Here is a 23,225-nt window from a genome sequence, read left to right as displayed (position 1 = left end):
ACCCATTTCCCGCATGCAGCGCATATTAAAAGTGGATACCGTCACGCCATCTTCTCTTTCTGGTGACGGACTACCATGGCTAAATCCACTACATCTACACCACATGGTGCCGTTTTTAAAAAGATAATGTCTTACCCTGAGATGGCTCGGGATTTTCTGGATATACACCTTCCTATCGCATTACGTGAGATATGTGATTTACAAACGCTGAAGCTGGAGTCCACCAGTTTTATCGAACAAGATCTCCGCGCATACTACTCCGACGTAGTGTGGTCACTAAAAACCCGCGAAGGTCAGGGCTATATTTATTGTGTTATTGAACATCAGAGTACCGCGGTACCGCATATGGCATTTCGCCTGATGCGTTATGCCACCGCGGCGATGCAGCATCATCTTGATGCCGGGAATAAAACGCTGCCGCTGGTGATCCCCATGTTATTTTATCACGGTCAACAAACTCCCTATCCCTGGTCGCTCAACTGGCTGGATGAATTTGATAATCCGCAACTGGCGCGACAACTGTATTCAGAGGCTTTTCCGCTGGTCGACATTACCGTAATACCTGACGATGAAATCGCGCAGCATCGCAGGGTTGCGCTGCTTGAGTTGATGCAAAAACATATCCGCGATCGTGATTTAATGGGGTTAGTGGACCGCCTGGTCTCGCTATTAGTTACAAGCACTGCTAATGACAGCCAGCTACAAACGCTATTTAATTACCTGATACGGTACGGCGACGTTTCTCGCGTCAGCGAGTTTATCCGCGAAGTTGCCGAACGATCCCCCCATCACAAGGAGAAGCTGATGACAATTGCAGAGAGACTCAGGCAGGAAGGCCACCAAAATGGACTGCAAGAAGGGATACAGCAAGGGTTAGAACAAGGAATGCAAAAAGGGTTAGAACAAGGGGTGCAAAAAGGTACGCAAGAAGAAGCCTTACGTATCGCTCACATAATGCTGGAACAAGGTATTGATCGTGATTTAGTTCAGTTAATTACCGGGCTATTGCCTGGCGATACCACCGCATGAGCCAGATTGGGAAGGCATTTAGCCTTCCCAATCAATGATTAAATCGTCAACGACTCAACCACTTCAATCCAGCCGTGTTCGCTAGCGATATCCTGATTGTTAAGCCAGCGGCGCAGCATATTTAGCGCCATCATCGCGCACACTTCCTGACGAATCGCCAGGCTGTAGCGATTTGCATTCAGCCGTACGCGCAAAGCATGCGTCCCATCAGGCGTGGCCAGCGCAAAGTTAATATGTTCGTTTTCGAAAGCCGATATTGCGAGTGCCAATCCAGCATAATGCTTACTGCGTCGCTCGGTTATCCAATGCGCCGTTTGCGCCAGCGTTTCTTCCTGAGGCGGAACCACTTCACTCGCCAACAGTGGCGCATTCGCACGAGAAAGCTGCAATGCCACCAGGCCACCGGTGAATTGTTCGCTCAGCGTCAGGCTGTATTGCCGTTCTTGCAACGTGCGGGCGATTTGCGCGGGTAAGCCTTCCGTACCTTCAAAAATCATATTCTGCCCGGCAACCCGCTTAACTTCTGGCCACAGCGCCAGCATCGCTTCCCGTTGGGAATCCGGACCGGTCAGCTTCAGCTCAATAATTGGCATTGAGGAGCGATAACCCATTGTTACTCCCGGAGGCAACGGCAGCGGATCCAGACTCTGCGCCAGGTCGCTTTCAGAACGGCCAAAGGTGGTTAATCGCAGGCATAACGGGGGCTGAGCCAAAGAGAAACGCTCACGCAAACGAGGCAGGATCTCATGCTCCACCATGACTTTGAATTCTGACGGTACACCTGGTGTAAAGAACATCAGGCAGCGGTTAAGCTTCAGGGCGAACCCACACGCGGTACCCACCGGATTATTGATAAACTCAGCGCTGGCCGGAAGTTCAGCCTGTTTGCGGTTGCTTGGCGCCATCACGCGGCCACGATCGCGGAAATATCGCTCCATCTCGGCCAGCCATGCTTCATGCAGCACCAACCCTTCGCCTTTTGCCGTTGCCGCTGCCAGCGCGCTCAAATCATCGCTGGTAGGTCCCAGACCGCCATTAACGATCAGTACATCGGCGTGCTCGCTACGCTCACGCAAAACGGCGACCAAATCGTTAAGATTGTCACCTACCGTGTTGCGGCGTGTTAGCGGTAAACCCTGATTAAAGAAAAAATCGGCCAGCCAGGCGGCATTGGTGTCGACGATTTGTCCGTGCAACACTTCATCCCCTGTGGATAGCATCTCCACGTTTAACATCGTGTTCTCCTGCTTTTATGATGAAAACACTATAACGCATGGAGGGGGGAAGGCGCGACTGAACGCCGCGCCAGAAATGTTAGAAGCTGGCGTTAACCCCAACGTACGGGCCATCAGCAATCGCGTTATCACGGTTGCCGTCTTTGCCTGCCAGGTTCAGGTAACGATAACCGGCTTCAATGCTCAGCGGACGCAAAATGGTCAGACGCGCACCGGCATTCGCTTCTTCATAGCTGTCGATACCGCTGGAAAGTGAATCAGGAGAGTAATAATACTCACCAAACAGACGGAAGCTATCGCCAATCGGCCATTGTAAACCACCACCGACAGCGGCAGCATAGCCTTCATCGCCATCGTTTGGATTAGTATAAACACCTTTACCACCAACGGTCGCCATCAGCGGCCCCAGTGGGATATTCAAACCTAAACCCAGCCCGGCAACATCACCGTCGTCATCGTTATGCATCCAGTTACCGCTGACGGCCAGACCAGTACTCTCAGTGCCCATACCGAATCCCAGGTTAGTGTAGTCTTCGCCAGCCTGGCCGCTGATGCTAATCGCGCTCGCCGACGCGGAAACAAACAGCATTCCGGCAAAACCCAACATTAAACTTTTTTTCATTTTCTATCCTTTCCAGCAAGAATCAAAACATAGCCCCAAAACCGATGAATTGTACTGTCAGATGGCGAGGAATCAATGAGCTAAAAAAGCGATGCAATGACATATTGTAACTAAATACTACTCAGAAGATGTGGATAAGGTTAAATTCTTGTGTCATTTGTACATGTGAGCGTAGCAGAGGGTCGTTTTCAACAAACATCCTGTTTTCCCAACCAAAGTGGCGTTATTCATTGATGAAGCATTTTTTCTAGCGTCAGCAAAAGGTAAGATGCGTGCATGATGGAATTTTCTCTACCTCCCCTAAAGGACTGAACTTATGCGCCAAAGAACGATTGTTTGCCCATTAATTGAAAACGATGGCTGTTATTTGCTGTGCAAAATGGCTGACGACCGCGGTGTGTTTCCCGGTCAGTGGGCGCTTTCTGGCGGCGGTGTTGAACCAGGCGAACGTATTGAAGAAGCTCTGCGCCGTGAAGTGAGGGAAGAGCTGGGCGAACAGCTGGTGTTATCAGAAATTACCCCCTGGACCTTCAGTGATGATATCCGCACTAAAACCTATGCTGATGGCAGCCAGGAAGAGATTTACATGATTTATCTTATTTTCGATTGTGTCGCGGCGAATCGTGAAGTGAAGATTAACGAAGAGTTCCAGGCGTTCGCCTGGGTTAAACCGGAAGATCTCAGTGCCTACGATTTAAATATCGCCACGCGTAAAACGTTAACCTTGAAAGGGTTACTGTAGGTTATCATTTTAATAACGGCATAAAATTAATATTCTGAATAGCGGCATTGCACTCATCAACTTATAGCAAACAGCAATGTCGCAAAAAAAACCAAAAAAAAACTTTAATTTCATTAATATAAATAAAAATAACTCTATTTAGCTGTCGTTCCAAAACCTTAAACTCTTAAGGATAAATTAACCTTCAGTCATTAACCTTTGTAGCCTGATGAAATAATTAACGACGCCCCTGTTTATCACTAAAAATAAAACTTCGGTGGCGTTAAATGGCTTGAAGGAATAATGATGTCTGACTTTTTGCCTTTCTCTCGCCCGGCCATGGGCGCTGAAGAACTTGCCGCAGTGAAGGCGGTTCTGGACTCTGGATGGATAACCACCGGCCCGAAAAATCAACAGTTGGAAGAGGCTTTTTGCCAGCTCACGGGGAATAAGCATGCCGTCGCCGTTTGCTCCGCCACTGCAGGAATGCACATTACGCTGATGGCGCTGGGCATTGGTGCGGGCGACGAGGTCATTACGCCGTCGATGACGTGGGTTTCTACCCTCAACATGATTGTTTTGCTGGGGGCGACGCCCGTCATGATCGATGTCGACCACGATACGCTTATGGTGACACCTGAGCAAATTGAAGCCGCTATTACCCCACGAACCAAAGCCATTGTTCCAGTACATTATGCTGGCGCCCCCGCCGACCTCGACGCAATTTATGCCATTGGCGAGCGTTATGGAATCCCGGTAATAGAAGACGCAGCCCATGCCGTAGGGACATTGTATAAGGGCCGTCATGTCGGTGCTCGCGGCACGGCAATCTTCTCGTTTCACGCTATTAAAAATATCACCTGTGCGGAAGGTGGACTGATCGTTACCGACGACAGCCAGCTCGCTCAGCGGCTTCGCAGCCTGAAGTTTCACGGTCTGGGCGTTGATGCTTTTGATCGACAAACCTATGGCCGGGCGCCGCAGGCCGAAGTACTTGCGCCAGGATACAAATACAACCTCACAGATATCAATGCCGCCATCGCGCTGGTACAGCTGAATAAGCTGGGACAACTGAATTCACGCCGGGCGCAAATTGCCCAGCACTATCAAAAAGCGCTGGCCGATACGCCATTCCAGCCGCTGAGCCTACCGCAGTGGTCGCACGTTCATGCCTGGCACTTATTCATCATTCGTGTTGATGAAACGCGCTGCGGGTTGAGCAGAGATGCCCTGATGGAAACGCTGAAGACCAAAGATATCGGCACCGGTCTGCATTTTCGTGCGGCCCATACGCAAAAATATTATCGCGAACGCTTCACTACCCTTTCGCTCCCAAATACTGAATGGAACAGCGCGCGCATCTGCTCGCTGCCGTTATTCCCTGACATGACCGATGATGACACTCAGCGGGTCATTACGGCGCTTCGCGAGATAGCAGGACAATGAGCATGTTTGAAGCCACACCGATTAAAAAAGTCTCGGTTGTTATTCCCGTTTTTAATGAACAGGAAAGCCTGCCAGAGTTAATCAGACGCACCAGCGCCGCCTGCGAAAAATTGGGCAAAGACTATGAAATTCTGCTCATCGACGACGGCAGCAGCGACCGTTCCGCTCAGTTGATGATGGACGCCTCTCAGGCACCGAACAGCCATATTGTCTCAATTTTACTGAATCGCAACTACGGGCAACACTCGGCGATTATGGCCGGTTTCAGCCATGTCACCGGAGACTTGATCATCACGCTGGATGCCGATTTGCAAAACCCGCCGGAGGAGATCCCACGGTTGGTCGCCACTGCAGATGAGGGTTTCGATGTGGTAGGCACGGTACGCCAGAACCGTCAGGATAGCGTATTTCGTAAGACCGCCTCACGAATGATCAACCATCTGATCCAACGAACCACCGGTAAAGCAATGGGCGACTACGGCTGTATGCTACGCGCCTATCGCCGTCACATCGTCGATGCCATGCTGCATTGCCAGGAGCGCAGCACCTTTATCCCTATTCTGGCCAACATTTTTGCCCGTCGCGCCACGGAGATCCCGGTACATCATGCAGAGCGTGAATTTGGTGACTCCAAATACAGCTTCATGCGTCTGATCAACCTGATGTATGACCTGGTGACTTGCCTTACCACAACACCGCTTCGCATGTTGAGCCTGCTGGGCAGCGTGATAGCTGCCACGGGCTTTACCTTATCAGTCCTGCTTGTTGTTCTGCGCCTGACGCTCGGCCCACAGTGGGCAGCGGAGGGGGTATTCATGCTGTTTGCCGTCCTGTTTACCTTTATCGGCGCACAGTTTATTGGCATGGGTTTACTCGGCGAATATATCGGTCGCATCTATAACGATGTCCGCGCCCGCCCCCGCTATTTTGTTCAACACGTTATCCGCCCACAAACTACGCAGTCAACCGAGGAAAACCGCGCATGAAAGCCGTCGTATTTGCCTATCACGATATGGGATGTCAGGGTGTCCAGGCCTTGTTGGATGCAGGTTATGAAATCGCTGCCATTTTTACGCACACCGACAACCCGGGTGAAAAAGCGTTTTTTGGATCTGTTTCCCGCCTCGCGGCCAGCGCCGGTATTCCGGTTTACGCCCCAGACGAGGTTAATCATCCCCTGTGGATTGAGCGCATTAGCCAACTGGCACCCGATGTTATCTTCTCGTTCTACTATCGCCATTTACTGAGTGATGAGATCCTCAGTCTTGCCCCTAAGGGTGCATTTAATCTGCACGGCTCGCTGCTGCCGAAATACCGTGGTCGCGCGCCATTGAACTGGGTATTGGTCAATGGTGAAACCGAAACGGGCGTCACACTTCACCGCATGGTCAAACGCGCGGATGCCGGTGCTATTGTTGCCCAGCAACGTGTCGCTATTTCACCGGAAGACGTGGCGTTAACGCTGCACCATAAATTGTGTCAGGCAGCACGTCATCTGCTGGAGCAGACACTGCCGGCCATCAACGCGGGAAGTTACTCCGAATTCCCTCAACAGGATGTAGATGCTACCTGTTTTGGTCGCCGTACGCCGGAAGATAGCTTCCTCGACTGGAACAAACCTGCCGCGGAGTTACATAACCAGGTCCGTGCCGTCAGCGATCCGTGGCCGGGCACATTTAGCTATGTTGGCACACAAAAGTTCACCGTCTGGTCATCGCGCGTTTGCACAAACGACATTGCGGCCCAGCCGGGCACCGTCATCTCAGTGTCTCCTTTACTGATCGCCTGTGTCGATGGTGCACTGGAGATTATTACCGGACAAGCTGGCGATGGTATTGCAATGCAGGGTTCACAACTGGCGCAAGTTCTGGGTCTGGTGCCAGGTTCTCGCCTAAACAGCCAGTCAGTGACCACCAGCAAACGCCGTACTCGCGTACTGATCCTCGGCGTTAACGGCTTCATTGGTAACCATCTGACCGAGCGCCTGCTGCAAGAAGATAATTACGAAGTGTATGGACTCGATATTGGCAGCGACGCCATTGGGCGTTTCCTGCAACATCCGCGATTCCATTTTGTCGAAGGTGATATCAGCATTCACTCCGAATGGATTGAATATCATGTGAAAAAATGCGACGTTGTGCTGCCGCTGGTGGCGATCGCAACGCCTATCGAATATACCCGCAACCCGCTGCGCGTATTTGAGCTCGATTTTGAAGAGAACCTGAAAATCATTCGTTACTGCGTGAAATACCGCAAGCGCATCATTTTCCCGTCAACCTCCGAAGTCTACGGCATGTGTACCGACAAAGTCTTTGATGAAGACAGTTCGAATCTGATCGTCGGTCCGGTCAATAAACCACGCTGGATCTACTCCGTATCCAAGCAGCTGCTGGACCGTGTTATCTGGGCGTACGGCGAAAAAGAGGGATTGCGCTTCACCCTGTTCCGCCCGTTTAACTGGATGGGACCGCGTCTGGACAGCCTTAACGCCGCGCGTATCGGCAGCTCACGCGCCATTACACAGCTGATCCTCAACCTCGTGGAAGGTTCACCGATTAAGCTGATTGAAGGCGGTAAGCAAAAACGCTGCTTTACCGACATTCGCGATGGTATCGAAGCTCTGTACCGCATCATTGAAAACGAAGGCGGCCGCTGTGACGGTGAGATTATCAACATCGGTAATCCACAGAACGAAGCAAGTATTCAGGAACTGGCAGAAATGCTGCTTTCCTGCTTTGAAAAACATCCGTTGCGTAACCACTTCCCGCCGTTTGCCGGTTTCCGTGACGTCGAAAGCAGCACCTACTACGGTAAAGGTTATCAAGACGTTGAGCATCGTAAGCCTAACATTCGCAATGCAAAACGCTGCCTGAACTGGGAACCGACCATTGAGATGCAGGAAACGGTAGAAGAGACGCTGGACTTCTTCTTACGCAGTGTGGATATCACGGAACACACATCATGACCAAAGTAGGCTTGCGCATTGATGTCGATACATTCAGGGGGACGCGCGAAGGCGTGCCCCGCCTGCTGGAGACATTAAACCGACATAACGTTCGGGCAAGTTTTTTCTTTAGCGTTGGGCCTGACAACATGGGACGCCATCTCTGGCGTCTGGTGAAGCCACAATTTCTGTGGAAGATGCTGCGTTCAAACGCAGCATCACTCTACGGATGGGATATTTTATTGGCGGGAACCGCATGGCCGGGAAAAGAGATTGGCCAGGCCAACGCGGCAATCATTGCACAAACCGCCCAGATTCATGAAACCGGTTTGCATGCCTGGGATCATCACGCCTGGCAGGCGCGAAGCGGAAACTGGAATGACAAACAGCTGATTGATGATATTTCGCAAGGTATCACCACACTTGAAGCCATCATCGGTCAGCCAGTCACCTGCTCTGCCGTTGCCGGATGGCGTGCCGACAACCGTGTCGTCCATGCCAAAGAAGCATTCCATCTGCGCTATAACAGTGACTGTCGAGGAACGTCGTTATTTCGTCCGGTGCTGGAATCCGGGAAAACGGGGACGCCGCAAATTCCCGTCACCCTACCAACATGGGATGAAGTGGTTGGTCAGGAGGTCCAGGCGGTGGACTTCAACTCCTATATTCTCTCCCACATCCAGATGAGCAGAGGAACACCGGTGTACACCATTCATGCGGAAGTTGAAGGCATCGCCTTTCATCAGAACTTTGACGAGCTGCTTACTCGCGCCGCGGACATGGGGATGACATTCTGCCCGCTTGGCGAGCAGTTACCTGACGACATCAGTACGCTGCCGTTAGGACAGATCGTACGTGGAAAAATACCCGGCAGAGAGGGATGGCTCGGCTGCCAACAACCGGTGAGTGTGACACCATGAAACCTGCTGCCCGCTACACTCTGGCATTTATCGCTTTAATCGCACTGTATTTTATTTTACCTATCAACAGCCGTATGCTCTGGCAGCCTGATGAAACGCGCTATGCTGAAATCAGCCGGGAAATGCTCAACTCTGGTGACTGGATCGTTCCACACTTTTTAGGGCTGCGTTATTTTGAAAAACCAATTGCCGGATACTGGTTGAACAGCATCGGACAATGGTTGTTTGGCGCCAATAATTTTGGTGTCAGAGCGGGTGCTATTTTTGCCACTTTGTTGACCGCATTACTGGTAGCCTGGCTTGCCATGCGACTGTGGCATGATAAGCGTACCGCCGTACTCTCCTCCGCTATCTTTTTAACGTTTTTTTCGGTTTACAGCATCGGCACCTACGCGGTACTTGATCCCATCATAGCGCTTTGGCTGATGGCGGGCATGTGCTGTTTTTGGGAAGGCATGCAGGCCACCACCAGAACACGCAAAATCATCGCTTTTTTGTTGCTTGGGCTGACCTGCGGTATGGGTGTAATGACCAAAGGTTTTCTGGCACTCGCCGTCCCTGTGCTTAGCGTATTACCATGGGTTTTTGCCCAAAAGCGTTGGAAAGACCTCATTCTCTACGGTCTGCTGGCGGTGATCGGCTGCATCGCGATCGTACTACCGTGGGGTATAGCGATTGCACAACGCGAGCCGGATTTCTGGCATTACTTCTTCTGGGTTGAACATATTCAGCGCTTTGCGCAGGATGATGCCCAGCATAAGGCTCCTATCTGGTACTACATCCCGATATTTGTGGCAGGCACATTACCGTGGCTCGGTCTGCTTCCCGGCGCGCTGCGTACGGGCTGGCGTGAGCGGGATGTTCCGCGCAGTGCTCTGTACCTGTTAAGCTGGATTATTATGCCAATTCTGTTTTTCAGCATCGCGAAAGGAAAACTGCCGACCTATATTCTTTCCTGCTTCGCGCCGCTGGCGATATTAACGGCGCGCTTCGGCCTGCAGGCTGCGGAAAAAGACTCAGCATCCCTGCGCATCAATGGCTGGATCAACGTGCTATTTGGTGTCGTCGGCATCGTCGCTACGTTTAATGTTTCCACGCTGGGACCATTGAAGACGCCGGTCTGGTCGCATATCGAAACGTATAAGGTTTTTTGTGCCTGGGGCATCTTTATCATCTGGACGATTTTTGGCTGGTATACGCTAAATAACCGCGAGAAGAACTGGAAATTCGCAGCACTATGCCCATTAGGGCTGGCGCTGTTATTTGGCTTCTCCATTCCTGACCGGGTGATGGAATCTAAACAGCCGCAGTTTTTTGTCGAGATGACCAAAGAATCGCTGGAGCCGAGCCGTTATATTCTCACCGACAGCGTTGGCGTCGCTGCGGGACTGGCCTGGAGCCTGAAGCGCGACGACATCATGATGTACGGACAAACGGGCGAGTTAAAATACGGCCTCAACTACCCGGATGCTCAAGGCCGCTTTGTCAGTCGGGAGAATTTTGCCGACTGGTTAGCGCAACATCGACAGCAAGGAAACATTACGCTCGTGCTCTCGATTGATAAGAATGAAGATATTAATCAGCTTGCCATCCCTCCCGCTGACTACATTGATAATCAGGGGCGTCTGGTCCTGATTCAGTATCGGCCCAAATGATCTGGATAGCCTTAGTCCTCGCCAGCCTGCTCAGCGTCTGCGGCCAGCTATGCCAGAAGCAGGCGACCCGACCGGTGTCTGTTTGTGCGCGAAAACGCTACATTACGCAATGGATTGGGCTTGCTCTGGCAAGCCTCGGTCTGGCCATGCTGCTATGGCTGGCGGTTTTACAAAACATTCCTGTCGGTATTGCCTATCCCATGCTGAGTCTTAACTTTGTATGGGTAACTCTCGCGGCATGGAAAATCTGGCGCGAACCCGTCACAACCCGCCACTGGCTGGGCGTTGGGCTGATCATTACCGGCATATTTATTCTTGGGAGCGCAGTGTAATGGGCGTATTTTGGGGATTATGTAGCGTGATGATCACCTCCATCGCCCAGTTGAGCCTCGGCTTTGCGATGGATAATCTGCCGCCAATGCTGCAGCCGCTGGCGTTCATCTCTGCCGTATTCTCTGTCAGTATCGGAGCGTTTGCTTTATATGCCGGATTGACAGGGTATTTACTGTCAGTGATTTGTTGGCATAAAGCCCTACACCAACTCGCGCTGAGCAAAGCCTATGCCCTACTCAGCCTGAGCTATGTGCTGGTGTGGGTTGCCTCAATGATCCTGCCCGGCTGGCAGGGAACATTTTCAGTGAAAGCGCTGGCAGGGGTACTGTGCATCATGGCAGGGTTAATGACGATTTTTCTGCCTTCACGCAAACACCTGTCCTGAGATTATTTATCTTTAGACAGTCGTAACAGACGTTCCCATTCATCACAAATGTACTGTCTGGCATCAATGATCTTAATCACCCGAGATGTATCGCGGTTAATACAATACTGAGCATCCTTCAGCGGCGAAAGAAGATCGCCGGGCTTAATCCGCTCAGATGATTGCGCCTGGGCAAGCATCTTGAGCGAACCACCGCTATCGCAAAGTACGATATAGAGCCTCCCTGCTTTTTTGTGACAGCAGGTCTTCTTCACATGCCATTCCATAGCGCACCTATTGTTAATAAATTTCACAATAGGTTACACATTAGCTCATAAACAAAAGGACAATAGCTGCGGAATGACAATAACGAGAAATAATATTAATGTTTTCTTAATGTTAATGATGAAGCACTTACCCAATCCAATAACGCACGGCGCGAAATTTTAATTCCTCCTGCTTTGAGCTCGGGCGGCAATGTTAGCCAACAAATCGGCTGCTGAAAGCGGGCTAGCTTATCTTTTACCCACTCTTCGAGATTAGTTTCTCCAGCATTAGCGTCATACTCAATGACAGCCACCGGGCGATGGCCAAACTCTTTGTCTTCTATCGGAACAATGAAGGCTTGTAGAACATGCGGATGCGCTGCAATCACGCGTTCCACTTCTTCCGGCTGTATACCTTCCCCGCCGCTAAAAAACAGATTATCCATACGACCGACAATCGTTAACTTGCCGTCCTTTAGCACGCCGCGATCGCGGGTTGCAAACCAGCCTTCCGCGTTCACTAAAGGAATAAGCTGTCCGTTACGCCAGTAACCTTGCGCCATGCTGGCGGCACGCAGCCAGACTTCATCATCAACGATTCTTACCTCTCTGCCCGCCAGGGGGGAACCCACATCTGCCAGACCATCAGCCTCTTTCGCACAGACCGTAGAAGCAAACTCCGTTAATCCGTAACCGCACCAGCAACGAATCCCTTGCTCGCGCGCTTGCTCCGTCAATTCAACAGGAATTGCCGCACCTCCCAGCAGTACCGCTTTGAGTGTGACCGGCGTGTTGTTGACCAGCAAGCGCCACAGCTGCGTGGGCACCAGTGAAGCGTGGGTACATCCAGCCAGCATTTGCTCCAGCGGCTGCTTGTCGCGCACGGTCATTCGCGCTCCGGCGAACAACCAGCGCCACAAAATACCCTGACCGGAAACATGAAACAGCGGCAGCGAGAGCAGCCAGTCATCCTCAGCACCAAACGGCATTAATGACAGTACGCCCTTCGCGCTTGCCAGATGCGCCTGACAGGTATGAACAGCCGCTTTTGGCAATCCGGTAGAACCTGAAGTTAACGTCATCGTGCTCAAACGTTCAGGCAACCACGCAGCGGCGCGATCGCCTGGTAACGACCGCATCTGCAACGGGCTGAGTTCCGGAAGTGCGATAGCGGCCTCCAGATCCAGCGCAAAACGTAGCGTTAAGTCCGGGATAAGCGCATCAAGCAGCGGCTGAGGCAACTGTGGGTTCACAGGTAAAACCCGCGCCCCACATTGCAGCAGCGCGAGCCAGGCCAGCAAAGCGCGTGGATGATTCCAGGCGCGAAGCAGAACACCATCGCCCTCTTCCACGCCCTGAGCGGCAAAACCGCAGGCCAGATGATCTACACGTGTGCAGAGATCGCTCCAGCTTAATACCTCATCGTTGAGGCGTAAGGCTGGCGCCTTCGCACGAACCTGTCGCCAGTGACGCCACGGCCAGTCACGGAACTGCACCAGGCCCGATAAGCTCACGCTATCGGGCATTTCCTGCTGGGTCATAGCAGACGTTCCAGCGCATCAACGTCGATACACGGCAACGTGCTACCCGGCCAGGTGCGTACCTGCTGGCACTGCATCAGACTCAGGGTATCCAGACCCGGAATGGTCTGCGGCGTTAGCCAGGCGGCAATTCTCGCCAACTGGGTTAAGCCCAGACTCGACTCGATTGACGAACTGATAACGGCAGTAAGACCAAGCGCATGCGCCGCAGCCACCTGTTCACGGACTTTATCGAGACTGCCGGTCAGCGTAGGTTTGATAACCACGGCCTTGACGCCCTCTTCAGCTTCGAAGGTGAAATCTGCTTCACGCAGACTTTCATCCCAGGCGATGGCAATGCCGGTTTCACGCGCGAAGGCACGAGAATCATCGCGGGTTTTGCACGGTTCTTCGAGGAAGGCAATACGTCCGCGATACTCAGGATTAACGTATTTCGCGAACTGCTGAGCTTTCAACGGCGTCCAGGCCCGGTTGGCGTCAAGTCGCAAATGCAGCTCCGGGATCGCCTCAAGCAGCAGATTGGCTACCATGCCGTCGCGGACCGCTTCATACAGACCGACCTTGATCTTCGCCACTTTTTCGCCCGGCATATCCGCCAGTTGTAGCACCAGATCGTCAGGATCGCCGGTACACAGCGGCGCAGCACGATAGTCCGCGTCCTGTGGCAATACGCCAGTCAGTTCGGCCAGCGCACAGCTTACGCCAAAGGCGACCGAAGGCAGTTGCGGTAAGGAGTCATCCCCTTGCAACCAGCCTTTCACCCAGGCCAGCAGCTCGGTTTGTGCCTCTTCCCAGCTTTCCTGACTGAAGCCCGGCAGTGGGGAAATTTCTCCCCACCCTTCGCGCTCGCCGTCACAAAGACAAACGTACAGCCCGTCACGCGTTTTTAACCGCCTGTCGCGCAGAATCACCCCCGCGTCCATGGGGATCTGCCAGCGGTATACCTGCGCGCTACGCATTACGGATTCCGTTTGAATTTGCTGAAATCAGGCTGACGTTTCTGGTTAAAGGCGTTACGGCCTTCCTGACCTTCTTCCGTCATGTAGAACAGCATAGTGGCGTTACCTGCCAGCTCCTGCAGGCCAGCCTGACCATCACAGTCGGCGTTCAGTGCGGCTTTCAGGCAGCGCAGCGCCATTGGGCTGTTTTGCAGCATTTCACGGCACCAGCGTACGGTCTCTTTTTCCAGATCCGCCAGCGGAACCACGGTGTTGACCAGACCCATATCCAGCGCCTGTTTCGCATCGTACTGACGGCACAGGAACCAGATTTCACGCGCTTTTTTCTGACCGACGATGCGCGCCATGTAGGAAGCGCCCCAACCGCCGTCGAAAGAACCGACTTTCGGGCCGGTCTGACCAAAGATGGCGTTTTCAGCCGCAATGGTCAGGTCACACATCATGTGCAGCACATGGCCACCGCCAATGGAGAAACCTGCAACCATCGCGACTACCGGTTTCGGACAGGTACGAATCTGGCGCTGGAAGTCCAGTACGTTCAGGTGATGCACACCGGAGTCATCCTGGTATCCGCCGTAGTCACCACGCACTTTCTGATCGCCGCCTGCGCAGAACGCTTTGTCGCCAGCACCGGTCAGAATAATTACGCCGATGTTGTCATCATAGCGGGCATCCGCCAGCGCCTGGATCATCTCTTTCACGGTGACCGGACGGAAGGCATTGCGTACCTGTGGACGATTAATAGTGATTTTTGCGATACCGTCGGTGGATTTCTCGTAAAGAATGTCGGTATAGCCTTCAGAGCAATCGTGCCATTCTACCGGTGCGTAAAGCATTGTTTCATCAGGATAGATCATAAAATGTCCTATAGTCAGCGACGCAGAATCTGAGCCAGACAGTCCACTACGCCCGCGGGGTTGTCCCGATGCGCGTTGTGTCCGGCATTACGAATCACATGGTTTGGTACTGATATTTCCGCCGCCAGAGCGCGGAATTTTTCGTCACGTTCACCACATAAATAATAAAACGGAAATGTGCGCGTCGTGAGTTGCGCACGTAAATCAGGCTGTACGGCAAGCGAGGTGGCCTCCAGCATTGCCGCCAGCGTTTGCCCATTATTCTGGCTACGCAGAGCGACCAGCGCCTCTCTTTGTGCCGCGTTCAGCGAGGAAAAAACGGGCTGTTGATACCAGTCATTAAACACCTCACGTAGCGGCTCTGCGCGAAAACGCGCAGCCCAGCGGCCATCCGAGAGACGACGCTGAACGCGCGCCTCCTCGCTTTGCAAGCCGGGATGTCCGCCTTCAACCACCAGACCACAAAGCCCAGGCATCTCCTGACAGGCCGCCATCATGGCGACTCTGCCGCCAAGAGAGTATCCCACCAGCCAGTAGTTAAGCATGTTGTAACTAAGTAGAGTATTACGCAGCAAAACGCTGACATCATCGAACCCACTCACGCCGATGTCAGCGGAGCCACCGTGTCCCGGCAAGTCGATGTATAGCCGCGAATAATCCTGAAACGCTTCGCCGACCGTCTGCCATTCCTGGCAATCGCCAGAGAAACCGTGCAGGAAAACCAGCCAGGGAAATCCCGTCTGCCCCTCTTTCGCCTGCGCATGCAGGATCATAGATGACTTACCTGCGCCAGCAGTTGCTGCAAGGTTTGCGCCCCGTCAGTTTCGTTCACCACCAGCTCAATCACCGTGGCCGCAGGTGTACGCCACGCGTTAGTCAACGCGCTCTCCAACTGCTCCCAGTTTTCCGGGCGCTGGTATTTAAGGTTAAACATGGCGGCAGCATGCTCGAAATGTACGTTCTGCGGCATCAGATAGAACCGTTCGCGTTCGCTGGCTGGTGTCGGCAGCAGGGAAAAAATCTGCCCGCCGTTATTATTGACCACTATCAGGACAAACGGTGCAGAAACCTGGCGCAATAACGCCAGCGCATTCAGGTCATACAATGCAGATAAATCGCCAACAATCGCCAGCGTCGATTTCGCGCTGGCACGCTGTACACCAGCTGCCGTTGACAGCAGGCCGTCAATACCGCTCGCGCCACGGTTGCTATAGACCGGGTAACCAGCCGGAAGCTGCGACAGAGCATCAATCAGGCGTACCACCAGACTGTTACCCACGAACAGCTGCCCCTGCTCCGGCAAGTAGTCGCGGATACGGTGGGCTAATTGCGCTTCACCAAACGCCTCACGACGGGCTTCTACCGCCTGCCAGGCCTGTTGCGCCAGACGAGGGATCTCCATACACCAGGGATGACGTTTCTCCGCCGGATGTAGCTCCAGCCAGTCGCCAACTTTCGCCACCAACCTGCGGCCGCGATGATGGGCCGGATCGAGGCGGCCTTCGATATTATCGACAATCCAGTATTCCTGCGGATCGCAGCTGGCCTGCCATTGCAGCAGACGTTTTCCAGTCAGGCTGCTACCAAGCTGCACCACAATCTGCGCCTGCTGCAATTCAGCTACAGCTTTCGCATTTCCCAGCCACAGGTCGGCGCACGGCAGCGGTTGTCCGGTTTGCGACAGAACATCGCCAATCAGCGGCCAGCCTAACGTCTGCGCCCACTGCGCAACCTTCTTACCTTCTTCCGCGCTCATGCGGCCCGCAATGACTACGCCGCGTTTTTGTCGCCAGAAAAACCAGTCGCGTTGTTTGTCGCTTTCCAGCCGACGCGCTTCTCGCAGCCAGGGTTTATCATCCTGCCACCAGTCGCCGAGGCGCTGCTGCCAGGCAATCCCCGTTTCGTCCATATCACCATACAGCGGTTCCGCAAACGGGCAATTGATATGAACCGCCCCGCTATGCAGGGCAGCTAACGCATTATCAATAGTGGACACCAGCCAGCTTGCCGGAATGTCCTGAGTAGGACGCGGTAAAGAGAGCGTTTGCGATGGATGCGAGGCAAACATTCCGGCCTGACGAATCGCCTGGTTCGCGCCACAGTCGATAAGCTCTGGCGGTCTGTCAGCGGTAAGTAAAATCAGTTTTTCACCGGTCAGGCCCGCTTCAATCAACGCGGGATATAAATTCGCCACCGCGGTACCGGACGTCACAATCACGGCGACAGGCTGCCGGCTGACTTTTGCCAGACCTAAAGCCAGATGCCCAAGACCGCGCTCGTCAAAATGGGTGTGGTGGATGAATGCGGGGTTTTCCGCTGCCGCCAGCGTCAACGGTGTAGAACGAGAGCCAGGGGCAATGCAGACATGCCTGACGCCGTGGCGAGTGAGTGCTTCCAGAATGACCGCCGCCCAGCGTCGGTTAAATGCGCTTACTGACATGAGATTGTCCGGTATCAATATTGCGACACAGTATAGAGAATCGAATAAATGGATTTTTGATATGAATCGGAAATATACACGAAATCACTATCCTTCCATCTGTAATAAAGTACGTAACCCTGCCGCTTTATTGTCTATTTCTTGCCATTCCTGCTCAGGATCTGAGCCACGTACAATCCCTGCCCCGGCATACAGGCGTACCACGTTTGCGCTAATTTTCGCTGAACGCAATGACACACAAAACTCGCTTTGGCGCAAAGAAAGATAACCCGCTGAACCGGCATACCACTCGCGTTCAAAGGGTTCATTTTGTTGGATGAATTCACGCGCCAGCTCACGCGGAATACCGGCAACTGCCGCCGTGGGCTGAAGCTGCATCAGGCAAAGCATATCGTCGGCCTGATTCAGTTCCGTCCAGATGCAACGGCGCAGGTGCTGCACTTTACGCAGCCTGAGCACCTGCGGTGGCAGCACATCGAGAGTTTGCGTACAGCCTTGCAGACGCTGGCAAATATCTTCGACCACCAGCATATTCTCGCGCTGATTTTTATCATCTTTCATTAGCCAGTCGCCCAATTGCCAGGCCCGATGATCCTCAGGGTGATTGGCCACGGTTCCGGCCAGCGCCTCGGTGCGCAGCGCCGTATCACGTCGTCGATACAGACGTTCAGGAGAAGAGCCAAGAAAAGCGGTGTCGGCGGAGAATGCCATAAAGAAATGGTAGCAGTTCAGATTTAAGCGACGGCTGGAAGCCATCACGGCAGCGGCATTAACCGACTGAGAAAACTGTAAATCGGTCGCCCGCGCCAGCACGACCTTATCGAGGTCTTCTCCTGCGATCGTTTGAGTGGCGAGTTTTATCAGGTCTATCCAGCCAGCTTTCTCCGGCCAGTGCTGTTCTCCCGTCAAATTCAAACGCAATGCAGGGAGCGGTTTTACGGGAGCAAGCGATGAGATGAAGGCGATCGCTTGTGTAGCGTCTTCACGTAGCGACACGTCGCTATAGAGATGTAAGCGTAAGCTCGCCACTCCGGCGCAACGTCGCCACTCCAGCCGCGGCAGCAGTAAATTGCCACGCTGAGGCTCAAAGGCATTCAGGCCCCAGATGCGCAGGTCGGGATGATTATCATGCTGATGTAAAAATTGCTGTGCTGATTCCAGCGAGGAAAATTCGGCGACGGCCCCTAATACGGCGGCTTCTTCATCGCCGTTACGCTGCTGCCAGTAAAACTGGGGCCAGACGGGTTGACTGGCCAGCCATCCTAAAGCGTCAAACGCATCATTCAGTGGAAAAGGTATATCGTAAATACGAATTCCAGGTGCTGCTGGCATCTCTTGCGATAAATGACGCATCAGACTTTCCAGCGCAGTAGTGATTGAATGCACGCGGACCTCTCCCTGTTAAAAACCTCTCATTATACGGGGTACTGAGCAGAAAAAGCAGTACCCCCAGTTAGGGAGTACGTACAAATGCGATGACAGAACGGAATTTATCGCCGCGCTAACAATAATCCCATCACTAAACCGACTGTGGCGCCAACGCCGATTCCGCGCCAGGGTTTTTCGTGCACATAGTCATCCGCCCGACAAACGGCTTTTTTCGCACGGTAATAGTAGCTATCAGAAGCATGGCTGACGCGATTTCTCACCTCTTCTAACGCCCGCTCTGCCCGCGCTTTTAACTCAAGGTATTTTTGATCTGCTGGGTCGCCAGAAGAACGCAGCACCTCTTCCAGCGTTTCACTTAATAATTCCAGATCATCATCGATACGTGATTCATAAGAATGAAAAGACATTATATTCTCCCTTTCTATTGACGTACCCGCTAACTATAGACAACCAGGACTGATTGCGCCTGTTTACGCCTGATGTGCTTCCCGCGCCATTCCGACGTGTGGAATACCATCTTCGTCATAGATATCCGTCACCGGAACAAAGCCAAAGCGCGCATAGAACGATTGCAGATGCGCCTGCGCGCCCAGATACAACGCCTTGTGTGGCCAGTGTTGCGCGCAGGATGCCAGCGTCTGGGCCATTAGCTGTTGCCCCAGTTTTTCACCACGCAGCGCTTCGCTTACAATCACCCGACCAATCACTACCGGCTCCAGCTCGTCATCGCTTTTCAGAATCCTCGCATACGCCACCAGCTCATCGTTATGCCAGCCCAGAATATGCCGATTCTCTCCAGCCAAGTCATCGCCATCCACATCCTGGTACGGACACTGTTGCTCAACTACAAACACCGCGCATCGTAGCTGAAGTAATGCGTACAGTTGTTGGGTACTCAGCTTTGCATGGTGGAGATCTTGCCAGTGAATCATTGTCTGCCCCTATGTTGTGATAACCTGAACACCCTGCCTTATTGATGGCGAAAAGTGTAACGCAAAGATGGAATTACTATTTTTAGGCACGTCTGCGGGAGTCCCCACGCGCTCACGCAATGTAACGGCAATTTTACTGAATCTGCAACACCCGACTCAGGCGGGGCTGTGGCTTTTTGATTGCGGCGAAGGGACGCAGCATCAGATGCTCACCACGCCTTTCAATCCAGGAAAACTCGATCGTATTTTTATCAGCCATCTGCACGGCGATCACCTGTTTGGTTTACCGGGGCTACTATGCAGTCGCTCAATGGCCGGCAATGTCCAGCCTCTGACGCTCTACGGGCCAAAAGGGTTGCGAGAGTTTACCGAAACCGCATTGCGTCTGAGCGGCTCCTGGACCGATTATCCGCTGGATATTGTAGAAATCACCGCGGGTGAGATTGTGGATGACGGCCTGCGAAAAGTAACGGCTTACCCGCTGGCGCATCCGCTGGAATGCTACGGTTTTCGCATTCAAGAGCACGACAAACCGGGGGCTCTTGACGCCAATGCCCTGAAGGCGGCAGGTGTTAAAGCGGGCCCGTGGTTTCAGGATTTGAAAGCTGGGAAAACCATCGTGCTGGAAGATGGAGGTACGATCCACGGCGCCGACTTCCTCGCCCCGGCCACCAGGGGAAAATCAGTCGCTATTTTCGGTGACACAGGACCCTGCGCGTCCGCCATTGAACTGGCTCGAGGTGTAGATGTCATGGTACACGAAACCACGCTGGACGCTTCAATGGAGGAAAAAGCAAACAGTCGCGGGCACAGCTCAACCCGACAAGCCGCACAGCTGGCGCTGGATGCCGGAGTGGGACGTCTGATAATGACCCACGTTAGCTCACGCTACGATGAAAAAGGCTGCCAGCGCTTACTCGCAGAGTGCAAAACAATATTTCCAGACACGGCACTGGCTCACGATTTCGCCATTTTCACCGTTTAACGCTCTATTTTTCCGCCTCAGTGCCGATAACAGTGGAAAGGCTGGCTTTCACACTGAGGACAGGATGAACAATTTCCAGAAAGATATTGATGACAGGACAAACCTAACCCTGTCTAACCGTTTTGAACTGCTGCTGTTTCGCCTCGGAAAATCTGTTGAGGAGCAGAAATCAGAGCTGTTTGGCATCAACGTATTCAAGCTGCGTGAAATCGTGCCGATGCCGACCTTTACGCGTCCGGCGGGTATGAAGGCCCCGTTACTGGGTATGGTTAATATTCGCGATCAGGTGATCCCGGTGATTGACCTGCCCGCCGTCGCGGGCTGTAAGCCAGAGACCGGACTCAACATCCTGTTGATCACAGAATATGCCCGCAGCGTCCAGGCGTTTGCTGTGGAGTCAGTGGAAAACATTATGCGCCTGGACTGGCAACAGGTGCATACCGCCGAGAAAGCCGTTAATGGTCGCTATATCACCAGTATCGCTTGCCTGGACGACAACAAAGAGACCAACAACCTGGCGCTGGTGCTCGACGTTGAGCAGATCCTGTACGACATCGTACCGGCGAACCACGACCTGCGCGCAACCGATCTGAAAACCAATAAATTCAACATAACGCCGGGTGCGGTGGCGATTGTGGCTGATGATTCCAAAGTGGCCCGCGCAATGCTGGAAAAAGGGCTTAACGCCATGGAGATCCCGCATCTGATGCATGTAACAGGTCAGGATGCGTGGGAAAAAATACAGCTGCTTTCCGCAGAAGCGCTGGCGGAGGGCAAGCCTGTCAGTGAGAAGATCGCTCTGGTTCTCACCGATCTCGAAATGCCGGAGATGGACGGTTTTACGCTTACCCGTAAGATAAAAACCGACGAACGTCTGAAGAAAATCCCGGTCGTTATCCACTCTTCGCTTTCCGGTAGCGCGAACGAAGATCACGTTCGCCGAGTAAAAGCGGATGGCTACGTGGCCAAATTCGAAGTCAATGAGCTTTCTTCAGTGATCCAGGAAGTGATGGATCGCACAGCGAAAGGCATCAGCGGTCCGCTGGTGAGCCGTCAGCTATTAAACTGACCGTATTTCACGCATAAAAAAACCCGCCAAGGCGGGTTTTTTCGTTTCTGCATTTCGTTTACATCAGCGGAGTCGCTAACTGCACAATGCTGATCAGCGGTTGCGGGTAAATACCCAGCACCAGTACCAGCAGGGCAGAAATCAGCACCACGATACCGCCCGCGCTGTACTGCCAGTTAGACGGCGCATCACGGTTCAGCTGCTGCGGTGCGCTCAGGTACAAGCTTACGGCAACGCGCAGGTAGTAGTACAAACCAATCGCAGAACCGACCACCACGGCGGCAACCAGCCACCACAGGTTAGCCTGCACACCGACGGCCAGTACATAGAACTTACCGATAAAGCCCAGCGTCATCGGGATACCTGCCAGAGACAGCATCATCACCGTCATCACTGCCGCGAGGATCGGACGATGCCAGAACAGACCACGGTAGGAGAACAGAGAGTCCGCATCCGGGCCGCGGTACGGGCTGGACATCAGGCTGACCACACCGAACGCGCCGAGGCTGCTGAACAGGTAACCGGCCAGGTAAACGCCAACCGCTTCCATCGACATCTCGCCGCTCTGCAGAGCAATAAGCGCCACCAGCAGGTAGCCGAGGTGAGAGATAGAAGAGTAACCGAGCAGACGTTTAATATTGGTCTGGCTCAGCGCCATCAGGTTACCGAAGATGATGGAAGCAAAGGCAATTACGCCCAGTACGATACGTACCGCTTCGCTATCTCCTACCGGTGCGTACAGGAACAGACGCATCACCACGCCGAAGATAGCGATTTTGCTCGCCGTCGCCAGGAAGGTGGAAACCGGAGCCGGAGCGCCCTGGTATACGTCTGGCGTCCACAGGTGGAACGGAACCAGCGAGAGTTTAAAGCCGAGGCCAACAATCATCAGACCGAAGCCCGCCAGCAGCAGCGGTTCGTGCAGCATGCCGTCGCCGAGGCTCTTACCGAGCGCAACAAACGACAGATTACCAGACTGCGCGTACACCAGCGCCATACCGAACAGCAGGAAGGAAGACGCTGCGGCAGACAGAATGGTGTATTTGATACTGGCTTCCAGCGAACGTTTCTGACGGAACGCATAGCCAACCAGACCAAACAGCGGCAGAGAGATCAGCTCAATACCAAGGAACAGCGCCGCCAGATGGTTAGCGTTAGCCAGCAGAATACCGCCAAGTGCGGCAATCAGCACCAACAGGTAGAACTCTTCCCGGTTGTCATCGTAGCCTTCCAGCCACGGGTAAGCGAAGGTACAGGTGGCAAGACTCGCCAGCAGCACCAGCCCGGTGTAGAGCATGGCGAAACCGTCAACCCGCATCAGCGGGGTGACGTCCATGGCGCCCGCCTGGCCAACAAACCAGAGCGAAACCAGCGCGGCGTTAAGCCCAATGACCGACAGCGTGGCATTGAGGAAGTGATTGCGTCGCCACGCAATGGAGAGCATCACAACCACCACCGTCAAGCCGACGATCAGCAGCGGTAGCAGCGCAATCAGGTGTTGTGGAGTTATTGTCATGG

At 53.3% G+C, this 23,225-nt stretch carries 23 protein-coding genes; 11 read left to right on the top strand and 12 right to left on the bottom strand.

Annotated elements, in window-relative coordinates; translation table 11 throughout:
• Positions 1–75: 75 nt before the first annotated feature.
• Complete coding sequence (locus tag OGY17_RS22125; protein WP_192463877.1) at positions 76–1,029, top strand: Rpn family recombination-promoting nuclease/putative transposase; 954 nt, start codon at positions 76–78, stop codon at positions 1,027–1,029.
• 38 nt (positions 1,030–1,067) lie between these two features.
• Here the strand turns inward: OGY17_RS22125 and OGY17_RS22120 are convergent, their stop codons facing one another.
• Both OGY17_RS22120 and OGY17_RS22115 read right to left on the bottom strand, forming a co-directional pair.
• On the bottom strand, positions 1,068–2,264 hold the full coding sequence (locus OGY17_RS22120; RefSeq protein WP_060683509.1) for a nicotinamide mononucleotide deamidase-related protein YfaY: 1,197 nt from the start codon (positions 2,262–2,264) through the stop codon (positions 1,068–1,070).
• Between the two features lie 79 nt (positions 2,265–2,343).
• Positions 2,344–2,886, bottom strand: coding sequence for a YfaZ family outer membrane protein (locus OGY17_RS22115; RefSeq protein WP_008785326.1), 543 nt, complete (start codon positions 2,884–2,886; stop codon positions 2,344–2,346).
• Positions 2,887–3,202: 316 nt separating this feature from the next.
• Here OGY17_RS22115 and nudI point away from each other — a divergent pair, with 316 nt between their 5' ends.
• The 8 genes from nudI to arnF all read left to right on the top strand — a co-directional run bounded on the left by nudI (position 3,203) and on the right by arnF (position 11,290).
• Complete coding sequence (nudI, locus tag OGY17_RS22110) at positions 3,203–3,628, top strand: nucleoside triphosphatase NudI (protein WP_008785327.1); 426 nt, start codon at positions 3,203–3,205, stop codon at positions 3,626–3,628.
• A 285-nt stretch (positions 3,629–3,913) separates the two neighbouring features.
• Positions 3,914–5,053: a UDP-4-amino-4-deoxy-L-arabinose aminotransferase gene (gene arnB, locus OGY17_RS22105; protein ID WP_286608342.1), complete on the top strand. Its 1,140-nt coding sequence runs from the start codon at positions 3,914–3,916 to the stop codon at positions 5,051–5,053.
• Between the two features lie 2 nt (positions 5,054–5,055).
• Positions 5,056–6,039, top strand: coding sequence for an undecaprenyl-phosphate 4-deoxy-4-formamido-L-arabinose transferase (gene arnC / locus OGY17_RS22100; protein WP_042307134.1), 984 nt, complete (start codon positions 5,056–5,058; stop codon positions 6,037–6,039).
• Positions 6,036–8,018 carry a bifunctional UDP-4-amino-4-deoxy-L-arabinose formyltransferase/UDP-glucuronic acid oxidase ArnA gene (gene arnA, locus OGY17_RS22095; protein WP_286608340.1) on the top strand — a complete coding sequence of 661 codons (1,983 nt, stop codon included), beginning with the start codon at positions 6,036–6,038 and terminating at the stop codon, positions 8,016–8,018. The genes arnC and arnA overlap by 4 nt, the downstream gene beginning before the upstream one ends.
• Positions 8,015–8,917, top strand: a complete 903-nt coding sequence (gene arnD, locus OGY17_RS22090) for a 4-deoxy-4-formamido-L-arabinose-phosphoundecaprenol deformylase (protein ID WP_032944062.1) — start codon at positions 8,015–8,017, stop codon at positions 8,915–8,917. Before arnA ends, arnD begins: the two co-directional genes overlap by 4 nt.
• The gene (gene arnT / locus OGY17_RS22085) at positions 8,914–10,572 is read left to right on the top strand and encodes a lipid IV(A) 4-amino-4-deoxy-L-arabinosyltransferase (RefSeq protein ID WP_060683506.1); all 1,659 of its coding nucleotides are present in this window, start codon (positions 8,914–8,916) and stop codon (positions 10,570–10,572) included. The genes arnD and arnT overlap by 4 nt, the downstream gene beginning before the upstream one ends.
• A complete protein-coding gene (gene arnE, locus OGY17_RS22080; RefSeq protein WP_286608338.1) occupies positions 10,569–10,904 on the top strand; it encodes a 4-amino-4-deoxy-L-arabinose-phosphoundecaprenol flippase subunit ArnE in 336 nt (111 codons plus the stop codon). The genes arnT and arnE overlap by 4 nt, the downstream gene beginning before the upstream one ends.
• Positions 10,904–11,290, top strand: coding sequence for a 4-amino-4-deoxy-L-arabinose-phosphoundecaprenol flippase subunit ArnF (gene arnF / locus OGY17_RS22075; RefSeq protein WP_128317419.1), 387 nt, complete (start codon positions 10,904–10,906; stop codon positions 11,288–11,290). The genes arnE and arnF overlap by 1 nt, the downstream gene beginning before the upstream one ends.
• A gap of 2 nt (positions 11,291–11,292) precedes the next feature.
• Here the strand turns inward: arnF and pmrD are convergent, their stop codons facing one another.
• The 9 genes from pmrD to OGY17_RS22030 form a co-directional block, all read right to left on the bottom strand.
• Positions 11,293–11,556, bottom strand: a complete 264-nt coding sequence (gene pmrD, locus OGY17_RS22070) for a signal transduction protein PmrD (RefSeq protein ID WP_008785336.1) — start codon at positions 11,554–11,556, stop codon at positions 11,293–11,295.
• 95 nt (positions 11,557–11,651) lie between these two features.
• Entirely contained in the window at positions 11,652–13,076 is a 1,425-nt protein-coding gene (gene menE / locus OGY17_RS22065) for an o-succinylbenzoate--CoA ligase (protein WP_185757607.1), read from the bottom strand.
• Positions 13,073–14,035 carry an o-succinylbenzoate synthase gene (menC, locus tag OGY17_RS22060; RefSeq protein ID WP_125362701.1) on the bottom strand — a complete coding sequence of 321 codons (963 nt, stop codon included), beginning with the start codon at positions 14,033–14,035 and terminating at the stop codon, positions 13,073–13,075. Before menC ends, menE begins: the two co-directional genes overlap by 4 nt.
• Positions 14,035–14,892, bottom strand: a complete 858-nt coding sequence (menB, locus tag OGY17_RS22055) for a 1,4-dihydroxy-2-naphthoyl-CoA synthase (RefSeq protein WP_003027671.1) — start codon at positions 14,890–14,892, stop codon at positions 14,035–14,037. Before menB ends, menC begins: the two co-directional genes overlap by 1 nt.
• A gap of 14 nt (positions 14,893–14,906) precedes the next feature.
• On the bottom strand, positions 14,907–15,665 hold the full coding sequence (gene menH, locus OGY17_RS22050) for a 2-succinyl-6-hydroxy-2,4-cyclohexadiene-1-carboxylate synthase (protein ID WP_186413144.1): 759 nt from the start codon (positions 15,663–15,665) through the stop codon (positions 14,907–14,909).
• On the bottom strand, positions 15,662–17,332 hold the full coding sequence (menD, locus tag OGY17_RS22045; protein WP_032944073.1) for a 2-succinyl-5-enolpyruvyl-6-hydroxy-3-cyclohexene-1-carboxylic-acid synthase: 1,671 nt from the start codon (positions 17,330–17,332) through the stop codon (positions 15,662–15,664). The genes menH and menD overlap by 4 nt, the downstream gene beginning before the upstream one ends.
• An 87-nt stretch (positions 17,333–17,419) precedes the next feature.
• Positions 17,420–18,718 (bottom strand): isochorismate synthase MenF, encoded by a 1,299-nt coding sequence (gene menF, locus OGY17_RS22040; RefSeq protein ID WP_286608336.1) that lies wholly within the window; start codon positions 18,716–18,718, stop codon positions 17,420–17,422.
• 104 nt (positions 18,719–18,822) lie between these two features.
• Positions 18,823–19,128, bottom strand: coding sequence for a stress response protein ElaB (elaB, locus tag OGY17_RS22035; RefSeq protein ID WP_003027683.1), 306 nt, complete (start codon positions 19,126–19,128; stop codon positions 18,823–18,825).
• Between the two features lie 63 nt (positions 19,129–19,191).
• The gene (locus OGY17_RS22030) at positions 19,192–19,653 is read right to left on the bottom strand and encodes a GNAT family N-acetyltransferase (RefSeq protein ID WP_008785342.1); all 462 of its coding nucleotides are present in this window, start codon (positions 19,651–19,653) and stop codon (positions 19,192–19,194) included.
• A 67-nt stretch (positions 19,654–19,720) separates the two neighbouring features.
• On the opposite strand from OGY17_RS22030, the gene rbn reads away from it, so the two are divergent.
• Positions 19,721–20,638, top strand: a complete 918-nt coding sequence (rbn, locus tag OGY17_RS22025; protein ID WP_286608334.1) for a ribonuclease BN — start codon at positions 19,721–19,723, stop codon at positions 20,636–20,638.
• Positions 20,639–20,702: 64 nt separating this feature from the next.
• A complete protein-coding gene (locus OGY17_RS22020) occupies positions 20,703–21,707 on the top strand; it encodes a chemotaxis protein (protein ID WP_128317425.1) in 1,005 nt (334 codons plus the stop codon).
• A gap of 58 nt (positions 21,708–21,765) precedes the next feature.
• Here OGY17_RS22020 and nuoN read toward each other — a convergent pair whose 3' ends face one another.
• A complete protein-coding gene (gene nuoN, locus OGY17_RS22015) occupies positions 21,766–23,223 on the bottom strand; it encodes an NADH-quinone oxidoreductase subunit NuoN (protein WP_003027689.1) in 1,458 nt (485 codons plus the stop codon).
• Positions 23,224–23,225 lie beyond the last annotated feature (2 nt).

The organism is Citrobacter sp. Cpo126, assembly GCF_030332445.1.
GTDB lineage: Bacteria > Pseudomonadota > Gammaproteobacteria > Enterobacterales > Enterobacteriaceae > Citrobacter > Citrobacter portucalensis.
The sequence above is the reverse complement of the archived record's forward strand: the minus strand, read 5'-3'. Positions and strand labels throughout refer to the sequence as shown.

Coding starts and splice junctions, on each gene's coding strand:
- OGY17_RS22125 (WP_192463877.1), top strand. CDS start 76: ATGGCTAAATCCACTACATCTACACCACATGGTGCCGTTTTTAAAAAG.
- OGY17_RS22120 (WP_060683509.1), bottom strand. CDS start 2,264: ATGTTAAACGTGGAGATGCTATCCACAGGGGATGAAGTGTTGCACGGA.
- OGY17_RS22115 (WP_008785326.1), bottom strand. CDS start 2,886: ATGAAAAAAAGTTTAATGTTGGGTTTTGCCGGAATGCTGTTTGTTTCC.
- nudI (WP_008785327.1), top strand. CDS start 3,203: ATGCGCCAAAGAACGATTGTTTGCCCATTAATTGAAAACGATGGCTGT.
- arnB (WP_286608342.1), top strand. CDS start 3,914: ATGTCTGACTTTTTGCCTTTCTCTCGCCCGGCCATGGGCGCTGAAGAA.
- arnC (WP_042307134.1), top strand. CDS start 5,056: ATGTTTGAAGCCACACCGATTAAAAAAGTCTCGGTTGTTATTCCCGTT.
- arnA (WP_286608340.1), top strand. CDS start 6,036: ATGAAAGCCGTCGTATTTGCCTATCACGATATGGGATGTCAGGGTGTC.
- arnD (WP_032944062.1), top strand. CDS start 8,015: ATGACCAAAGTAGGCTTGCGCATTGATGTCGATACATTCAGGGGGACG.
- arnT (WP_060683506.1), top strand. CDS start 8,914: ATGAAACCTGCTGCCCGCTACACTCTGGCATTTATCGCTTTAATCGCA.
- arnE (WP_286608338.1), top strand. CDS start 10,569: ATGATCTGGATAGCCTTAGTCCTCGCCAGCCTGCTCAGCGTCTGCGGC.
- arnF (WP_128317419.1), top strand. CDS start 10,904: ATGGGCGTATTTTGGGGATTATGTAGCGTGATGATCACCTCCATCGCC.
- pmrD (WP_008785336.1), bottom strand. CDS start 11,556: ATGGAATGGCATGTGAAGAAGACCTGCTGTCACAAAAAAGCAGGGAGG.
- menE (WP_185757607.1), bottom strand. CDS start 13,076: ATGACCCAGCAGGAAATGCCCGATAGCGTGAGCTTATCGGGCCTGGTG.
- menC (WP_125362701.1), bottom strand. CDS start 14,035: ATGCGTAGCGCGCAGGTATACCGCTGGCAGATCCCCATGGACGCGGGG.
- menB (WP_003027671.1), bottom strand. CDS start 14,892: ATGATCTATCCTGATGAAACAATGCTTTACGCACCGGTAGAATGGCAC.
- menH (WP_186413144.1), bottom strand. CDS start 15,665: ATGATCCTGCATGCGCAGGCGAAAGAGGGGCAGACGGGATTTCCCTGG.
- menD (WP_032944073.1), bottom strand. CDS start 17,332: ATGTCAGTAAGCGCATTTAACCGACGCTGGGCGGCGGTCATTCTGGAA.
- elaB (WP_003027683.1), bottom strand. CDS start 19,128: ATGTCTTTTCATTCTTATGAATCACGTATCGATGATGATCTGGAATTA.
- OGY17_RS22030 (WP_008785342.1), bottom strand. CDS start 19,653: ATGATTCACTGGCAAGATCTCCACCATGCAAAGCTGAGTACCCAACAA.
- rbn (WP_286608334.1), top strand. CDS start 19,721: ATGGAATTACTATTTTTAGGCACGTCTGCGGGAGTCCCCACGCGCTCA.
- OGY17_RS22020 (WP_128317425.1), top strand. CDS start 20,703: ATGAACAATTTCCAGAAAGATATTGATGACAGGACAAACCTAACCCTG.
- nuoN (WP_003027689.1), bottom strand. CDS start 23,223: ATGACAATAACTCCACAACACCTGATTGCGCTGCTACCGCTGCTGATC.